Annotated in this window: 22 protein-coding genes; 17 read left to right on the top strand and 5 right to left on the bottom strand. The window is 38.1% G+C overall.

The genetic code is table 11. From position 1 onward, the window contains the following. Nucleotides 1–51: 51 nt before the first annotated feature. From RSX31_RS20340 to RSX31_RS20305, 8 genes are all read left to right on the top strand, one after another. On the top strand, nt 52–675 hold the full coding sequence (locus RSX31_RS20340) for a winged helix-turn-helix domain-containing protein (protein WP_315635853.1): 624 nt from the start codon (nt 52–54) through the stop codon (nt 673–675). A gap of 100 nt (nt 676–775) precedes the next feature. Further along, nucleotides 776–2044: an MFS transporter gene (locus tag RSX31_RS20335; protein WP_315635852.1), complete on the top strand. Its 1269-nt coding sequence runs from the start codon at nt 776–778 to the stop codon at nt 2042–2044. A 265-nt stretch (nt 2045–2309) separates the two neighbouring features. Further along, nucleotides 2310–2771: a PH domain-containing protein gene (locus tag RSX31_RS20330; RefSeq protein WP_315635851.1), complete on the top strand. Its 462-nt coding sequence runs from the start codon at nt 2310–2312 to the stop codon at nt 2769–2771. Nucleotides 2772–2823: 52 nt separating this feature from the next. Then, nucleotides 2824–3024, top strand: coding sequence for a hypothetical protein (locus tag RSX31_RS20325; protein WP_148993859.1), 201 nt, complete (start codon nt 2824–2826; stop codon nt 3022–3024). 61 nt (nt 3025–3085) lie between these two features. Continuing rightward, complete coding sequence (locus tag RSX31_RS20320) at nt 3086–3916, top strand: alpha/beta fold hydrolase (protein WP_315635850.1); 831 nt, start codon at nt 3086–3088, stop codon at nt 3914–3916. 24 nt (nt 3917–3940) lie between these two features. Further along, nucleotides 3941–4405 (top strand): GNAT family N-acetyltransferase, encoded by a 465-nt coding sequence (locus RSX31_RS20315; RefSeq protein WP_148993861.1) that lies wholly within the window; start codon nt 3941–3943, stop codon nt 4403–4405. A 199-nt stretch (nt 4406–4604) separates the two neighbouring features. Beyond that, entirely contained in the window at nt 4605–5027 is a 423-nt protein-coding gene (locus RSX31_RS20310; RefSeq protein WP_315635849.1) for a GNAT family N-acetyltransferase, read from the top strand. A gap of 17 nt (nt 5028–5044) precedes the next feature. After that, nucleotides 5045–5176, top strand: coding sequence for a hypothetical protein (locus RSX31_RS20305; RefSeq protein ID WP_262371695.1), 132 nt, complete (start codon nt 5045–5047; stop codon nt 5174–5176). A gap of 39 nt (nt 5177–5215) precedes the next feature. On the opposite strand, the gene RSX31_RS20300 is transcribed toward RSX31_RS20305, so the two are convergent. From RSX31_RS20300 to RSX31_RS20290, 3 genes are all read right to left on the bottom strand, one after another. Next, entirely contained in the window at nt 5216–5605 is a 390-nt protein-coding gene (locus tag RSX31_RS20300; protein ID WP_148969032.1) for a sporulation protein, read from the bottom strand. Next, a complete protein-coding gene (locus RSX31_RS20295; protein ID WP_148969031.1) occupies nt 5605–5742 on the bottom strand; it encodes an FbpB family small basic protein in 138 nt (45 codons plus the stop codon). The genes RSX31_RS20300 and RSX31_RS20295 overlap by 1 nt, the downstream gene beginning before the upstream one ends. A gap of 236 nt (nt 5743–5978) precedes the next feature. After that, the gene (locus tag RSX31_RS20290) at nt 5979–6749 is read right to left on the bottom strand and encodes a DUF3784 domain-containing protein (RefSeq protein ID WP_315635848.1); all 771 of its coding nucleotides are present in this window, start codon (nt 6747–6749) and stop codon (nt 5979–5981) included. 234 nt (nt 6750–6983) lie between these two features. Here RSX31_RS20290 and RSX31_RS20285 point away from each other — a divergent pair, with 234 nt between their 5' ends. From RSX31_RS20285 to RSX31_RS20275, 3 genes are all read left to right on the top strand, one after another. Then, nucleotides 6984–7406 carry a DUF1801 domain-containing protein gene (locus RSX31_RS20285; protein WP_282137801.1) on the top strand — a complete coding sequence of 141 codons (423 nt, stop codon included), beginning with the start codon at nt 6984–6986 and terminating at the stop codon, nt 7404–7406. Nucleotides 7407–7602: 196 nt separating this feature from the next. Continuing rightward, on the top strand, nt 7603–8238 hold the full coding sequence (locus RSX31_RS20280) for an FMN-dependent NADH-azoreductase (RefSeq protein WP_315635847.1): 636 nt from the start codon (nt 7603–7605) through the stop codon (nt 8236–8238). 120 nt (nt 8239–8358) lie between these two features. Further along, nucleotides 8359–8538, top strand: a complete 180-nt coding sequence (locus RSX31_RS20275; protein WP_315635846.1) for a hypothetical protein — start codon at nt 8359–8361, stop codon at nt 8536–8538. Nucleotides 8539–8625: 87 nt separating this feature from the next. On the opposite strand, the gene safA is transcribed toward RSX31_RS20275, so the two are convergent. Beyond that, the gene (gene safA / locus RSX31_RS20270; RefSeq protein WP_315635845.1) at nt 8626–9255 is read right to left on the bottom strand and encodes a SafA/ExsA family spore coat assembly protein; all 630 of its coding nucleotides are present in this window, start codon (nt 9253–9255) and stop codon (nt 8626–8628) included. A 363-nt stretch (nt 9256–9618) separates the two neighbouring features. Between safA and RSX31_RS20265 the strand changes: the two genes are divergently transcribed. From RSX31_RS20265 to RSX31_RS20245, 5 genes are all read left to right on the top strand, one after another. Further along, nucleotides 9619–10257 carry a hypothetical protein gene (locus RSX31_RS20265; RefSeq protein ID WP_315635844.1) on the top strand — a complete coding sequence of 213 codons (639 nt, stop codon included), beginning with the start codon at nt 9619–9621 and terminating at the stop codon, nt 10255–10257. 200 nt (nt 10258–10457) lie between these two features. Continuing rightward, the gene (locus tag RSX31_RS20260; RefSeq protein ID WP_315635843.1) at nt 10458–10661 is read left to right on the top strand and encodes a hypothetical protein; all 204 of its coding nucleotides are present in this window, start codon (nt 10458–10460) and stop codon (nt 10659–10661) included. An 18-nt stretch (nt 10662–10679) separates the two neighbouring features. Continuing rightward, on the top strand, nt 10680–10850 hold the full coding sequence (locus RSX31_RS20255; protein ID WP_315635842.1) for a tRNA U-34 5-methylaminomethyl-2-thiouridine biosynthesis protein: 171 nt from the start codon (nt 10680–10682) through the stop codon (nt 10848–10850). A 139-nt stretch (nt 10851–10989) separates the two neighbouring features. After that, complete coding sequence (locus RSX31_RS20250; RefSeq protein ID WP_315635841.1) at nt 10990–11718, top strand: HAD family hydrolase; 729 nt, start codon at nt 10990–10992, stop codon at nt 11716–11718. An 11-nt stretch (nt 11719–11729) separates the two neighbouring features. After that, on the top strand, nt 11730–12431 hold the full coding sequence (locus RSX31_RS20245) for a nucleotidyltransferase domain-containing protein (protein ID WP_315635895.1): 702 nt from the start codon (nt 11730–11732) through the stop codon (nt 12429–12431). Between the two features lie 45 nt (nt 12432–12476). Here the strand turns inward: RSX31_RS20245 and RSX31_RS20240 are convergent, their stop codons facing one another. Continuing rightward, nucleotides 12477–12872, bottom strand: coding sequence for a sporulation protein (locus tag RSX31_RS20240; RefSeq protein ID WP_315635840.1), 396 nt, complete (start codon nt 12870–12872; stop codon nt 12477–12479). 382 nt (nt 12873–13254) lie between these two features. Between RSX31_RS20240 and RSX31_RS20235 the strand changes: the two genes are divergently transcribed. Next, a complete protein-coding gene (locus RSX31_RS20235) occupies nt 13255–15378 on the top strand; it encodes a peptidoglycan D,D-transpeptidase FtsI family protein (RefSeq protein ID WP_315635894.1) in 2124 nt (707 codons plus the stop codon). Nucleotides 15379–15476: the final 98 nt, after the last annotated feature.

Below are 15476 nucleotides of genomic sequence, written 5' to 3'. Positions count from 1 at the left end.
ACACGGTAAAAATAATTTTACCGTGTGAATCCAAATAACAGGTGATACAAAATGAAACCCATGTTCATCATTAAAGAATATGATCAACTCAAAGCACTCAGCGATCCGTTTCGAGTCAAACTTATGATTCGATTAGTTGAAAAACCCTATACCGGTCAACAGTTATCTGAAATATTCGATCTCTCAAGAGCTCGCATTCATTATCATTTAAAAGAATTAGAGAAACTCGGTTTGATCGAAATTGTTAAAACTGAAGAAAAGAATGGCATCGTCCAAAAATTTTATCAATCTGTTGCCAGCGGTTTTTATCCGGATTCAAGCATGCTTCCGCATAAAGAAGAAATTACCGAGACGAAGAGGCATATGATGTATGGAATGCTTGACAGGACAATGGCAAGAGTATTATCAGCACCACCAGAAGCCTTTGATCAAGCAGGTCCCGAAGATCCGACTGAATGGAATATTCTTGCTACTTCCTTAGAATTAAAAGTGACAGATAAACAATTTAAGTCGTTTATTGATGGATATTTCAAGCTAATAAAAGAATATCAAGACATAACAAAAGATAATAAATCGAATCCAGAAGCCAACTATTACTATCTTACATCTTATGGTTTCCAAGTTGATGAATCTGAGTATGAAAATAGAGTACTTAAAGAAGAAAAAGACCGTTAATGGTTTTTTTTAGACTAACGGTAAAATTAATTTTACTGATTAATAATATTTTTTCGTCAAAACGGTTAATAAAATTTACAGTATGAAGGAGAGAGTTCGTATGAAAGAATTATTAATTAAAAACCGTAATTTTGCCTCATTATTCTTTGGAAGATTGGTTACGAATATGGGGGATAGTATCTATTATGTGGCTGCCATGTGGCTCGTTTATGAGCTGGGTGGAAGTGCCTTTTATACAGGGTTAGCCGGATTTCTTACCTTATTACCCGGAACATTACAGTTTTTAGTAGGTCCCCTTGTTGATAGATGGCAGATTCAGAAAATGCTGGTCAGAACCCAAATCATTCAAGCAATCCTGGTTATGTTAATTCCATTGGCACATTTTATGGGGTATTTAACAGTCTCGTTCATACTCATCATCATGCCGATCATTTCTGCTCTTAACCAATTCACCTACCCTGGGCAGGCAGCCATCCTTCCAAGAATCGTCAGAAAAGATCAACTTGTCAAAAGTAATTCACTATTCTCCTTTGCCTTTCAAGGGGTGGATCTTGCCTTCAATGCCCTTGCAGGAATCCTCATCACATTAGTTGGCGCCATCACCCTCTATATGGTCGACGTTGTCACGTTTATTGCAGCAGCCATTTTGTTCAGTCTTCTCAAAGTGAAATCCGAAACGAAATCAAAAGAAAAACAAACTGTAGGCGTAGCTTTAGCAGAATACAAGAAAGATCTAATTGAAGGTTTTACAATCGTATTCAAATCCCATCTGGCGAAATTTTTATTGGGATCAATCGTTGCAAACTTTGCCATCGGGTCCATCTATGCCATTTTGCCGGCATTTGCTGATCACAGAGCTGGCTCAGAATTATATGGTCTTTATTTGGCAGCCATTTCGGGAGGTGCGTTGATCGGTGCCCTTGGTGCATCCTGGTTAGAGCGCTATCCGTTGGGTAAGCTTACGATTGTATTGTTCTTCTTGGGTGGAACTACTTGGATGATCTCAGGATTTATACCTATGAATAGCTTAAGCATTTTATTATTCGGCTTGTCATGGATCCCGATCGGTGCCACCAATGTCATCATCGGTGCTGCTCTTCAATCAATCGTTCCACAGCATCTGCTCGGAAGAATTTTTTCTGTCACATCATCTCTAGGGGCAATGGCCATGCCGTTCGGATCCCTTATTGGCGGCTATCTTGCAGGTATATTTAGCAGTACGTCTGTATATATCGGGAGTGCTGGTGGAATCTTATTTATTTCCCTCGTATGGACTTTAAACAAAACCTTACGTTCCCTGCCACACACCTCAAAGCTTAATCCAGAGGAAGTAGGCTTTGCAGATGAGAGCGTAACGGTTCCATCTTAATAAAAGCAACATCCCTTCTCAAAGAATTCCTATGAGGAAGGATGTTGCTTTATGTTAAAACCCATTACTATGACGTGAAAGTAATGGATGATAATGGTAAACTAGAAGAATAGTACATTCATTACTAAATCCCATGGCATTTAGAATGTATTCTGGCATATTCGTATATTATTTGGGTTTCCTGGATGAACTTATTTGGACATTCCAAACTAACAGGTCATCACGCTGAAAGTCAAATAACAGCAAATAAGGGGATGAACATTTAATGAAATTTCGTTCTAAAATTGATCGATTTTTTATTTCTGTGATTTTCATATCATTGCTTCTTATCACTATTGCATATTTAGTTCCTCTTATTTTTATAGGTCGCCCATCCATAATGGATATCATTGTCGTTGTAAGCTTATATGCTTTTTCAGCAGGCTTCATTATATGGACAGGATTCTTTCAGCAATATGAGTTATGCGAAGATTACCTATATATTAAAGGAGGTCCGTTCAGGAGCCGAATTTTCTATGGTGATCTTACCAGAGTGAGAGCTACCCGGGATATTTACTCTGGATACAGAATCCTGTCTTCCAGGGATGCCCTTGAAATCTATTACCGAACCGGGTTTTGGGGGAGTGTTAAGATTTCACCTCGGGACAAGGAGCTTTTTCTATCTGAGCTGGATAAACGCTGTTCCCATTTGTACATTCAAAGTTCACCCCAAATCAATTCTAAATAATCTGAAACCATGTTTGATTCATAACCGTATACTATATCAAGAGGTGATGAACATGACAGGAATATTATTCATTATACTAATCCCAATCGTCTTCACAATGATTGCTTTAAATCTTTCCCATTCATCAAAAAGAGTCGAAAGAAGTGGGGATGGGGGCTATTATGGTCCTTATGATGGTGGCCATGATTCAGCAAGCAGCTGTGACACCGGATTTGGCGGTGGGGATTGTGGAGGTGGTGGAGGAGGCGAATAACTTGCTTCCTTCTGTTTTTTTGCTCGTGACAACAAATGTAATACATAGGAGATGAACACCGTTGAAGCGCTATTTTATTCAGCACCGAAATTTGGACATTCATATTACAGAATGGGGGGCCTCTTCAGATTCCGTGATATTTTGCCTGCATGGACTTGGGAGTACCAGTCTCAGTTTTATAGAAGTCGCTGAGGAATTAAAGGAGCATTACAGGATCATTTCAATTGATGCACCTGGCCATGGTAAAACCCCTCCTTTTGAAAATGAAAAAGACTATGAGATGGATAAGATGGCTGATTGGATAAATGAAGTAACTGTTCTTCTTGAATTAGATTCTTTTTACTTCTTATCTCATTCATGGGGGAGCTTTGTCGCTCTTTACTACGCTTCAAAATACCCCAAAAGGGTACGCGATAGCATATTAATTGATGGAGGCTACCAGTGGAAACGTCATTCGGAGCAAAGCGTAGAAGAGGAAGTTGATTTTTATAACAAAGACTTTGAACAGGTTTGGGAATCATGGGAAGACTTCCTGGCCCTCGTCAAAAGTGAAACATTAAACTGGAACCCCATAAAGATGGAAGCTGCGAAGGATCTTTGTCTTTATAAAGATAACCGATATTATTGGCATGCACGTGGTAGTACTGCCAGTCACGTCATAAGGGCCATGCACAAGGATGAAGCAGAGGATATTTATCACAAGCTGGACTGTTCGATTCTATTATTAAAAGCAACCCTTCCCCATAGCATGGAGGAAAGCCGTAATAAGACTGCGGCTCTTTTCAAGGAACAAACCAGGGGGGAAGTAAAGTCGATTCCCGAAACCACTCATCTACTGCATTGGGACCGTCCTGAGATTGTAGTGAGGGAAATCAGGAACCGCTGGATATAGAAAAAACGAGGAGGCACTCATTCTATGATTCTATTACAAGCAATGAAAGACCATGAATATACTCTTTGGATTCAAGAATCCATTAAAGAGTACGCTGAGGAAAAGACGAAAGCCGGTAACTTCCAAAAGGAAACTTCATTAGAGCAAGCCGAAAAAGAATTTAATCAATTACTGCCGGATGGACTGAAGTCAAAGGAGCATTATTTATTTACTTTAATTGATGGTGAAAACCAGGAAGAAGTAGGGACTTTATGGATTAATGTACAAGAGGACGGTAAAGAAGCATTCATTTATGATATTAAGATTCATGAAAGCAAAAGAGGGAGGGGGTATGGAAAAGAAGCCTTAAAGTCCTTGGACTCATATGCGAGGGAAAAAGAAATATCAAAAATATCGCTGCATGTTTTTGGTCATAACAAAGTGGCTCTTTCCTTGTACCAGAATACAGGGTTCGAAGTGACCAATGTCTTGATGTCAAAGACTCTTTAAGTTCGAACAAAGGACACCCCGGTGTCTTTTTCTATGATAAGGAGAAGATACAACTTGACTGCCTCAAGTGAAAAATACAGTTATAATGACAGTTATTTTTCAATAGGAAATACAGGAATACTAATTCTTGGAATGGTTGTACTAATCCTGATCATCGTATTCCATTCCATATTTTTAAAGAAAAGAAAGTAGGAGCCCTATGAGAATCGTAGGATATGCACAAATAGACGATTTGGAATCACTTATACAAATAGATTGTCAAGTGATTGGAAACGAAAGCAGGTATGAACAAATCCAGGAGGCAATAGTAGAAAAAAGATGTTTAGTCGTTAGAGAAGGAGAAACTACTGCCGGGTTTCTTATATTTAACAACCACTTTTTCGGAAACACTTTCATCTCTCTCATCATTGTTTCACCAGAGGAAAGAAGGAAGGGCAATGCCTCTTTACTATTGAAACATGTTGAAGAAATTTCGCCGTCAAATAAAATATTCTTGTCCACTAATCGATCAAACGAGCTAATGCATAAAACTTTTCAAGGAAACGGCTATTCTGAAAGTGGAAAGATTGAAAACCTGGACCCGGGGGACCCGGAGATCGTTTACTATAAACAAAGAAGATAGGAAAGGGAGGTCATGGATTGGTTATCATTTTAGCCATTTTTCTATTAATCTTTTCATTTGATTTCACCAAATTCAGAAAGCAAAATCAAACCATGATTGAGCAAAATGAGAGAATTATCAAGCTTCTCGAAGAAATCAAGAATAAATAATTACATATGGAAGAAGGCTCCTTACTATGGAGCCTTGCTTCAATCGATTGTAATGTAATCCTCATCCAGGCTTTCTACTCCTTGATCGAACGTCAGCTTCGTTTTAAAGAGGTAGCGAACCCCGTTTTCTTCGGAGTATGGCAGAGATTTAGGAATCCGGTAGGTGAAGGATAATTTGTTTCGTTCTTCAGCCTTAATGCTATCAGATTTTAAAACGGTAGTTGAATCAATGATTTTTTCTTCCTTGCCATTATTATCAAGCATCACCAGGTCACATTCCACCCGCCTCAGCTTTTGTTCGATAATGCCTCCTTCTAAAAAGAAGTAACCTTGTAAAAGTTCTCCTTGCTTGAACGTATTTTTAGGTAAAACAAGATCAATCTTCGCAGAGCCTATACCAAAGAGAGACATATATTTACGTAAAATCATTAGCCATTCTCCTTTTTTGTTGAAGAATATTTATTATCTATTTTTTCTTCAATTTTGTTCATCTCATTTTTATCGTTTAATATTTCATTTTTGTTTTGTTCTATTAGTTGAGAGAGGTTCGTTTTTAATTTTTTCATTACCGATAACTTCCTTTCAAAATGAAGTGATATAGAAAAAGACCTTTACCGGAATTGGTAAAGGTCTTTTTAGACATATATAAACCTTCACCAACTGGTAAAGGTCTCGCTAACAACATGGTTGTCAATAAAGCCGAGAGTGATACACTCTGTAATGACGACTTTATTGTTACAGCTACTCCCCTTTAGGAGAATATTAAATTATGAGACTATCATAAACGATGGGGGGAGGGTTGTCAATGAATTTGGGTTTCGGGGTGAAGTGACGGGATTTTATGTCCTGTTACCTCGTCGATGTTTTTACTCAAATCGTCATACCACTTCTTGGTTTCTCCAGGGTTTTCACCATTCAAAAAGATGTGTTGATCATTCACCCTTATATAAATATAAGGAGCTTCCTTGTGTATAAACAACAAGCTTTTCCCATAACCTTTCACTTTGAATTGTCCTTTAGACATGGTGGAAAGACCGAATCCGTTGATTTTCCAGGTGACTTCTGGCATATCTTCCATTAACTCAACCGTTTCAATCTCCTCAAGCTGCCACACTTCTCCATACAAACCAGTGACCTCAAATTCCTCATCCTTAACGATCAAATCATATTTTTCATACCCGAGATAAGTGAGGACACTCACAAATCCTAAAACAACCACAAACAAAGTAGAACTAATCCAGAAACTTCTCTTCCTTTTGCCTGAAACCTCAAATTTGGATAGATATACAAACCCCCCCATTAAAAAGATAAGCATAAAACCAAATTGAACTTCTATTACAAATGGAAAAGAGGTGAAAGCAAGGGGAAGAAGAATAAGCATTCCGATCCCAGTATAAATCAATAAAGATCCGGTCTTTTTGGGGTAGCCATTTTTAATCAACTCTTCTTGTTCTGTCATACTCCGCGTCACAAAGCCCGAAATCAGCCAATAATTTTTTTGGGATCGGATCGCCCAACCTAATAATGAAAAAAGAATTATAACAATTAGTTGAATCCCAATCAGGATTCCCATGCACGTTCCTCCACTCAGTTTATGGATAGTATATTTACGATTTTATATTGATTTGGTTTCAATTATTTGGTGTTTTACGGGCGATAAATCATGTAATACCCAATAAACTCATTTTCGATTAGCCAATCCCGTAGATATTAAATTCTTAACTTAACGCTGAATACAGGAATCGAGCTGGAAAATAGAGAACTATGTGGGTAGAATAAAATGTGAGAACCAGAAAGGGGCAGTCGAATGTATGAATTGAAAACAAGACAAAATGACAGCAGTGTGATTGAATTTATCGAAGCAGTACAGAACGAAAAAAAACGCGAGGATGCATATAAATTGCTGGATCTTTTCACAGAGACAACGGGGTTTGAAGCCAAAATGTGGGGACCAAGCATTATTGGGTTCGGTTCTTATCATTACAAATATAAAACAGGACACGAAGGGGATGCTCCGTTAGTCGGATTTTCACCGAGGAAAGCGAAAATAAGTCTATATTTTGCCCCAGGGGATCCAGAGAGGGAAAAGGTATTGAAGGTATTCGGTAAGCACACAACAGGAAAAGCATGTGTGTACATAAACAAAGTAGCAGATGTCGACCAAGATGTTTTGAAACAATTGATTAATCAATCTGTGAACTTTCTTCAAAAAACATATCCCAATCCTTAATTAGGATAATAAGGAGGAATTAGTCTAATTTCTATGACTAATTCCTTATTTTATTTACGTTGAAGCTTTATATTTGATATTAAAGAAAATATCTTATAATATTAATCTCGAATTAAAACTATTTCAGTTCGAGGTAATCAAGTTAATTTCATTGAACTGGATGATGAAATTCACAATCAGAAAGGGACGATTCAACATGACAAAGGTTTTATACATTACAGCACATCCGCATGATGATACACACTCCTATAGCATGGCAGTAGGAAAAGCATTTATTGACACATATAAAGTGGCAAATCCAACTCACGAAGTTGTGAATGTAGACTTATACAAAGAAAACATTCCACAAATTGACGCTGATGTATTCAGCGGCTGGGGAAAATTACAATCTGGGCAAGGATTTGAAGAGCTTTCACAAGAAGAACAAGCAAAAGTAGGCCGACTTGGTGAATTATCAGATCAATTTGTTGAAGCTGATAAATATATCTTTGTTACTCCATTCTGGAACTTCTCCTTCCCTCCAGTAATGAAGGCATATATTGATTCTGTATCCGTTGCAGGGAAGGCATTTAAATATACAGAACAGGGTCCTGTTGGGCTTTTAACAGACAAAAAAGCTCTTCATATTCAAGCTCGCGGAGGTATTTACTCTGAAGGCCCTGCTGCAGCAATGGAAATGGGTCACCGCTATCTTGACGTCATGATGCAATTCTACGGAGTTCCTTCGTTCGAAGGCTTATTCGTAGAAGGTCATGCAGCTATGCCTGACAAAGCTGCAGAAATCAAAGCAAATGCCATTGCAAGAGCTAAGGATTCAGCACAAACTTTCTAATGGAAAGAAAGAGTCAACTTCGGTTGGCTCTTTTTTTATTTTCCGTAAAAATGAAACTATTTTCTTTATAAATTCGTATGAGAACATACATACAGTAGGAAGAATAGGGGAGGAAAAAGAATGAAAGAACAGTTTTTTATCGATATTGAGGTTTCTGATTCATTATCAGCAACCTTACAACATCTTATTGATACAAAAAGTGCTGAAACCGGATCTCAAAATGTTTACATTCAAAATGTTATTCCATTAGGGGACAAACGTTTCACGGTTATTTTAGAAGTCGTTCAGGAAATCTATTAATCTTACCTGAGATTAATACACGTAATACTCTGCTCCAAAGGTGTAAAAAAAGAGAGACCCTCCATAACTATCGAGGGTCTCCTTGCTTTATCTCTTTATAAACATTTGCGTCCAATAATGACCGTACGATCCACCCTTCACATAGCCTATTCCGATTTCTGTATATGTTGGGGATAGGATATTTTTTCTGTGTCCTTCGCTGTTCATCCATGCTTCAACTACTTCAGCAGGTGTCCTTTGCCCTGCGGCAATGTTTTCACCTGCTGCTTGATAGGAAATTCCGAAATCCTTCATCATTTGGAAAGGAGAGCCGTATGTTGGGGATGTGTGGCTGAAATAGTTCTTCGCAATCATGTCTTCCGACTTATAACGTGCCACACGTGATAATTCCCAATTTTCCTTCAGTGGAGGTAAACCAACTTTTGATCGTTCCTGGTTTACCAGCTTCACCACTTCGTATGTATAACTTTCAGCAGTGTGATTTGCTCCTGGTATGTTAAGGGTTTGTCCAGGATAAATCATATTCGGGTTGCTGACATTCGGGTTCGCCGATATCAACTCTGATACACCCACCTGATGCTTTACGGCAATCTTCCACATTGTGTCTCCATAACTCACAGTATACGTACCTGCTGCGGAAACATTAGAAGCTTGACCAAAACCAATGACAAAAGTGACAGACAACAATAAGATAGATAAAAGTTTTAAAGTTTTCATAGTTCTATTGAAATATAATTCTGTTAATTTTGAAACAGGTAGTTGTTACCACCATCCCGGTAATCCCATAAAATCAACATATAGTAAATATTACTAGGATATTTTCATTCTGTAAGATGGTGACTATATAATCAGAGTTAATTAAATTCCAAATCATGGTCGTTTTTGGGTATAATGGAAAATAGTAACTATTAGTGGTCTGATTAATAAATTCTTTGAAGCAATGTCTATTCCTAAAAGAGCGAATTCAAGATTATTGAAAAAATGAAACTATATTCTATATATGATCGTAAAACAGGAAAGGAAGAAATTAAATTACGCATCCTTACTCTTCCAACTTTCATTTCAAAGGGGGACTTCATTATGTGGATCAACTTATTCTTCATGATTATCTTCATCATCGGAATCGTGTATCTCATACGGTTTCGATTAAACCTTAAATATTCCGCTGAAAAAGCAGTCAATGCCCTGTATCCAACAAATGAAGTAGATATGTATAGCATTGTGATTCCAAATGAATTCAAGGTGATGCAGCCTTTAACAAAGGAAACAAAATCTTATCAGTGGGTGAAATGGGGGACGGTAGGAATCATTAGCCTGTTAACTGCTTTATTAGCGGTTGTATACTTCACCGATATGTTTCATCAATCTATTTTTAGCGTTGTTTATCTCTTTTTCATTCTGATCAGTTCCATTAAACACCGTGGAAATTTTTATTTGTTAGCTGAAGGCCTAATACTGAATGGCTATTATGTTCCATGGAGCAGGGTTAAAGGATATGAAGTAGAAAAGATTATTAAGTGGCACGAGCTGTATGGCCTGGATGACAAAATCAATCAAGCCTACAAATTAGAGGTGAAGGTGAAAAACAAATGGATTCAACCACAGTTTGTAGTGGTCAGAAATCAGAAACACTTGGATAGAATCCTATCACTTTTAGAAAAGCAAGGAGTGCAGAACATAAAAGAAAGATCCCACAACCCAGTTTCTAAAAATGTATAACAGTACACATAAACGGAAATGACATACCGCCTGTTTCTGTTTCACCTTATAATGCACGGACAATCGGATCTCTATGAACTTCCATGATAAAAAGGAGCCACAAAAATCATGGGAGTTATTCGCCGGAATTTAGCTATTTGCTCTAATCGAAGACAGCTGTTAGTGAAGGTAATGAAATTAGTATTTAAGGAGATGACAAAATGAGCTGGTTAAATTGGAATGACTTATTAGCACCTTCCAACCCATACGCTGCAGTGTTCTTTGGAATAATCCTCACCATCATTGTTGCATGTAGTATCTGGTATGAAACCAAACAAAAACGAATATTGTTCATTGCAATTGTAACAGGTGGGTTGACAACCGTAATTGGAGTGGGGCTGCTCACAATGATTGGATTCTATTAGAAAGGAAGGCGCATACATATGAAATCGCTTTTTTTCGTTATTGTAGGTGCACTTTTAGGATGGGGGATCACCGGCTTTTTCACCAATGGATTTGAAACGGATTATTTATTCATTCTTATTATCGGTATTGTTATTGGGTACAGCATCGGGAGAAGTAAGGAAAAAAAAGACTTTACAGAATCCCTTTAAGAGAAGTGAATATTTCTTCAGGGGATGGAACGGAAAGGGATTAATTATTGATGGAGTAGGAGTAGGAAGTGTATTCTTGAGTTTACTTTGGATGTCCTGATTTTTCTTCATTACCAAATAAAAAAGGAAGTATATTAATATGAAACCTCTAACACTCGAACACTATGATGTACTTTTATTTGATTTGGATGATACTTTGTTCAGTCACTCGGAAGCATATGAAAGGGGCGTATGGGATACACTTCAGCAATTTCCTAAACTGAAGGCAATTGCTCCAAATGTATTTTATAAAACCTTTTTAAAGCATAATCATCTACTATGGGGCAGGTTTTCTTCCAAGTTATTAAATTACCATGATTTTTCTTTGAAAAGACTAGAGAACACCCTTAAGGAATTCAACATTACTGTAGAGAAGGAAGTCTCACTCGCCATCGTAAAAACCTTTCAATGCTCTTATCTTGATCGTATCCAACCTCAGCAGGAAATGAATGAATTTTTGTCGGAATTAAGTGAAAGTTTCAAGTTAGGGATCGTGACGAACGGTACCGTATTTAACGCTTATGAAAAGGTTCATCGACTAGGACTATCCCCTACCTTTCCAGAAAACTCTGTCATAATCTCAGAGATGGTAGGCTTTTCGAAACCTGATACTGAAATTTTCCAACACACCCTGAATGTGTTTGAGAGTAGTCAGGATCGCACGCTATTTATTGGAGACAATTATTTCACCGATATAGTAGGGGCAAAATCTTTAAGTTTAGATACGATATGGATCAACAAATTTGGTTATGAGTGTCCCCAGGAACAACCGGATTATACGTTAAACTGTCTCTTAGATTTGAAAGAATTAATAATGAAAGTGGGATAAAAATGAAAAGACTGCCTGCAATTGAAGCAGCCAAGAAATTTGTATTAGAGACCTTTCCAACATGTCAGGCAGCACTTCTCGGTGGCAGTGTGGTCAGGGGAGAGGAAACAAGTACATCCGATTTAGATATTGTCATCATTGACGGAACCCTCCGTTCAGAATACCGGGAATCTTTCAACTTACATGGATGGCCGATTGAAGCCTTCGTCCACACGAGTGAAACGATTCGGGACTATTTCCAAAAAGACTGCCATAGAGCCCGACCTTCATTGCCAAGGATGGTATCAGAAGGAATCCCCATCATCGATCATCCCTTCATTTCACGCCTCAAAGAAGAAGCAAATATTCTTTTGAGGGACGGACCTCCAAAATGGAACAGTCAAACGATTGATATGAAGAGATATTTCCTGACTGATGCTTTGGATGATTTTATTGGATCAGAGGAGAGAGGAGAAAACATCTTTATCGCGGGCTCCATTGGGGAATCCCTTCATGAGTTTGTACTCAGAACCCAAGGTCATTGGATTGGTGCCTCGAAATGGATTATACGGGCATTGAAAGAATATGATGAAAGCTTTGCAGAAGAATATGTAGAAGCTTTCGACCACTTTTATCAAAATGGGAACAAACAACTCATTGTAAGGTTGGTGGACTCTGTATTGGAACCACACGGAGGACGTTTGTTCGAAGGATTTTCTTTAGGAAAGAAGTAAACTATAAAAGCCCTTCAAGAAGAAGGGCTCATTTCAATTCTGTCATTATACTACTATCTTAAACTCATCATGATCGACACTATTTACACCATCGTCGAAGACCAGTCGGGTGACAAACTTATAAGAAACATTGTCACTACTCGGTGGAAATGAATCTGAAAGTCTGCACGAAAAGTGAATGGTGCGTTGTTCGTTTGCTTTCATCGTTGATGAGCTTAATATAGTATTGTGATGAAGAACAGATGAGCGGTCACTATTCTGATCGTATTGTAAAAGGTCGGTCTCGATCCTTTTTAATTTCTGCTCCACTCGTCCGCCTGTAAGTTCATATTCCCCTTTAATGACGTCTCCCGGGCAGAACTCTTTTTTGTTCAATACCAAATCAATCTTTGTTGCACCAATACCGAACCTGCACATCAGTTTACTAAACATAACAGCCATTCAACCTCTCATTCATCTAGTTACCAATTCTACGCAATAAGGAGAGCTTTGGTTTCACTTTTCTACACCTTTTCTACGACTATATTCTAAAAGAAAAGAAGCCCTCCTGTCTATAATCCTTCTTCGACATATTTCGCGTTATTCATAAGCGTTATGGTTTTTTTCCAACGTTCAACCGCCAAACACTTTTCCCCAGATAATGAATCATACCCCAGATGAGTATACTAATTGGAATTTATACCATAAAGAGGTAGAAATATAGTCTGAATTTCTATAAAATAGGACTAGAACATTATCATATTTTGGTAAAATACTAGCTTGTGAAGGGGTCATTCAATTGAAGGAAAAGAAGAAAAAGAAAAAAACCCATGTGCCTTTGAGAATGAATTTACTGTTTATTACGGTCTTTTTTCTCTTTTCACTTCTGATTCTTCGTCTTGGGATTGTACAAATCGTGCAGGGAAACCATTATGAAGCGGAAGTGGCGAGAACCGAAAATGTGAAATCACATAATGGAACACCACCAAGAGGAAAAGTCTATGATCGTTATCGAAATGTAATCGTGGACAACGTACCTTTAAATGCAATCACTTACACCAGAACACAAACGACAAAGCCAGAGGATATGTTGAAAGTAGCAAGACAATTGGCTGAGTTAATAGAGATGGAACCAGACAAAATTACAGATCGAGATCGAAAAGATTTCTGGTTATTGAGTCATCCAGAAAAAGCAGAGAATCTGGTGTCAGAAGATGAATTGAAGAAACTTGAAGATGATGAAGATCTTACAAAAGATGATGTGAACAAAAAGGTTTATGAAATGCAGCTTGAGAGGATAACCGAAGAGAACATCAAATCTTTTAATAAAAAAGAAGAGGAAGTTCTGGCGATTTTCCGCGAATTTAATACTGGTTATGCCCTTACTCCTCAAATCATCAAAAACAAAGATGTTTCCATGGAAGAAATGGCAAGAGTCAGTGAACGTCTGTCAGAGTTGCCAGGTGTTAACGTTACCACGGACTGGGAAAGAAAATATGTGAATGATAGTACGTTGAGAACGATTCTCGGAAGAGTCTCGACCTCACAACAGGGGCTCCCAAGTGAGCTTGTCAATGAATTCAAAGCTCAAGGATATGCTCTTAACGACCGTGTTGGAACCAGTTATTTCGAATCACAGTATGAAAACGTCCTAAAAGGACAAAAGGAAGAAATCGAATACATCACGAAAAATGGAAGCGTCCTTGATACACAGCTCGTCAGCGAAGGTCACAGTGGGAAGGATGTCGTATTGACCATCGACCTTCAGCTACAAAAAGAAATCGAAAAGATTGTAGAAGAAGAGCTGAGCAAACAGGCATCCCAATATTGGGAATCTCCATTCCTGGATCGGGCATTTGTTGTCATGATGGATCCACACACAGGTGAAATCCTTTCCATGGTCGGAAAGAAATATGGAAAGAATGCAGATGGAAAGACGGAGATGCAGGATTATGCTTTAGGTACATTCACTTCTGAGTATGGAGTGGGGTCTGCGGTTAAGGGAGCTACTGTATTGACGGGGTATATGACTGGGGCTTTGAATGTAGGGGATGTGCTTTATGATGAACCGATTCGGATAAAGGATACACCAGTAAAAAAATCTTGGTTTAATGGATCGAGGTATCTTAGCGATATACAAGCTCTTGAAATTTCGTCTAACGTCTATATGTTTAAAACAGCAATAAAAATTGCAGATGGAACTTATCGTCCTAATCAACCTTTGGACATTAACACTGATGCCTTTGATACTATGAGAAATTACTATAGTCAGTTTGGCTTAGGAGTAAAAACAGGAATAGATCTACCAGGAGAAGTAGAAGGGCTTAAAGGGAACGAACGGAAACCAGGTATGTTAATGGATTTTGCCATTGGGCAATATGATTTATACACACCGATGCAACTTGTCCAGTATGCTTCCACCATTGCTAATGGAGGCTATCGCATGAAGCCACATATCATGAAAGAAATTCGTGAACCCAGCCAAGAGAGAGATAAAGTTGGACCTCTCCTATATGAAAACGAATCCCAAGTTTTAAATCGTATTGATGCAACAGAAAGAGAAATACAGCAGGTACAGAGAGGATTTTATCAAGTCGCTCATGGAAGTAATGGTACTGCCAATAACTTTAGAAGTGCACCTTATGATGCTGCAGCAAAATCAGGAACGGCAGAAGCTTTCTATTATAGCCCTGAAGAAAAAAGACAATATGAAACATTCAACACCACTCTAATCGGCTACGCGCCTTACAACAACCCTGAAGTAGCCTTTTCAGTTGTGTTACCATATTCACACCAGAACAAAGATCCTTACGTAAACAAAACCATCGCCAAACGTGCAATGGACAAATACTTCGAGTTGAAGAAGCAATACGAAAAAGACGGATACTTTGACTCATCCACAGAAGAAGAGGTCCGTAATGCCGATCAACTTGAAGAGACGGAAGAACAAGGAACTGAAGAGGAATAAACAAAAACGCAATCCTATATATTAGAGAGACCTAATAATATGAGACTGAATAAAACACCTTCAAGTAGTAAATAATTCATTTACATTTGGAGGTGTTT

It is taken from the genome of Rossellomorea yichunensis (assembly GCF_032337515.1).
GTDB lineage: Bacteria > Bacillota > Bacilli > Bacillales > Bacillaceae_B > Rossellomorea > Rossellomorea yichunensis.
The sequence above is the reverse complement of the archived record's forward strand: the minus strand, read 5'-3'. Positions and strand labels throughout refer to the sequence as shown.

Bases quoted from the DNA above. Each gene is read 5' to 3' on its own strand.
- RSX31_RS20340 (WP_315635853.1), top strand. From the start codon at position 52: ATGAAACCCATGTTCATCATTAAAGAATATGATCAACTCAAAGCACTC.
- RSX31_RS20335 (WP_315635852.1), top strand. From the start codon at position 776: ATGAAAGAATTATTAATTAAAAACCGTAATTTTGCCTCATTATTCTTT.
- RSX31_RS20330 (WP_315635851.1), top strand. From the start codon at position 2,310: ATGAAATTTCGTTCTAAAATTGATCGATTTTTTATTTCTGTGATTTTC.
- RSX31_RS20325 (WP_148993859.1), top strand. From the start codon at position 2,824: ATGACAGGAATATTATTCATTATACTAATCCCAATCGTCTTCACAATG.
- RSX31_RS20315 (WP_148993861.1), top strand. From the start codon at position 3,941: ATGATTCTATTACAAGCAATGAAAGACCATGAATATACTCTTTGGATT.
- RSX31_RS20310 (WP_315635849.1), top strand. From the start codon at position 4,605: ATGAGAATCGTAGGATATGCACAAATAGACGATTTGGAATCACTTATA.
- RSX31_RS20300 (WP_148969032.1), bottom strand. From the start codon at position 5,605: ATGATTTTACGTAAATATATGTCTCTCTTTGGTATAGGCTCTGCGAAG.
- RSX31_RS20295 (WP_148969031.1), bottom strand. From the start codon at position 5,742: ATGAAAAAATTAAAAACGAACCTCTCTCAACTAATAGAACAAAACAAA.
- RSX31_RS20290 (WP_315635848.1), bottom strand. From the start codon at position 6,749: ATGGGAATCCTGATTGGGATTCAACTAATTGTTATAATTCTTTTTTCA.
- RSX31_RS20285 (WP_282137801.1), top strand. From the start codon at position 6,984: ATGTATGAATTGAAAACAAGACAAAATGACAGCAGTGTGATTGAATTT.
- RSX31_RS20280 (WP_315635847.1), top strand. From the start codon at position 7,603: ATGACAAAGGTTTTATACATTACAGCACATCCGCATGATGATACACAC.
- RSX31_RS20275 (WP_315635846.1), top strand. From the start codon at position 8,359: ATGAAAGAACAGTTTTTTATCGATATTGAGGTTTCTGATTCATTATCA.
- safA (WP_315635845.1), bottom strand. From the start codon at position 9,255: ATGAAAACTTTAAAACTTTTATCTATCTTATTGTTGTCTGTCACTTTT.
- RSX31_RS20265 (WP_315635844.1), top strand. From the start codon at position 9,619: ATGTGGATCAACTTATTCTTCATGATTATCTTCATCATCGGAATCGTG.
- RSX31_RS20260 (WP_315635843.1), top strand. From the start codon at position 10,458: ATGAGCTGGTTAAATTGGAATGACTTATTAGCACCTTCCAACCCATAC.
- RSX31_RS20255 (WP_315635842.1), top strand. From the start codon at position 10,680: ATGAAATCGCTTTTTTTCGTTATTGTAGGTGCACTTTTAGGATGGGGG.
- RSX31_RS20250 (WP_315635841.1), top strand. From the start codon at position 10,990: ATGAAACCTCTAACACTCGAACACTATGATGTACTTTTATTTGATTTG.
- RSX31_RS20240 (WP_315635840.1), bottom strand. From the start codon at position 12,872: ATGGCTGTTATGTTTAGTAAACTGATGTGCAGGTTCGGTATTGGTGCA.
- RSX31_RS20235 (WP_315635894.1), top strand. From the start codon at position 13,255: ATGAATTTACTGTTTATTACGGTCTTTTTTCTCTTTTCACTTCTGATT.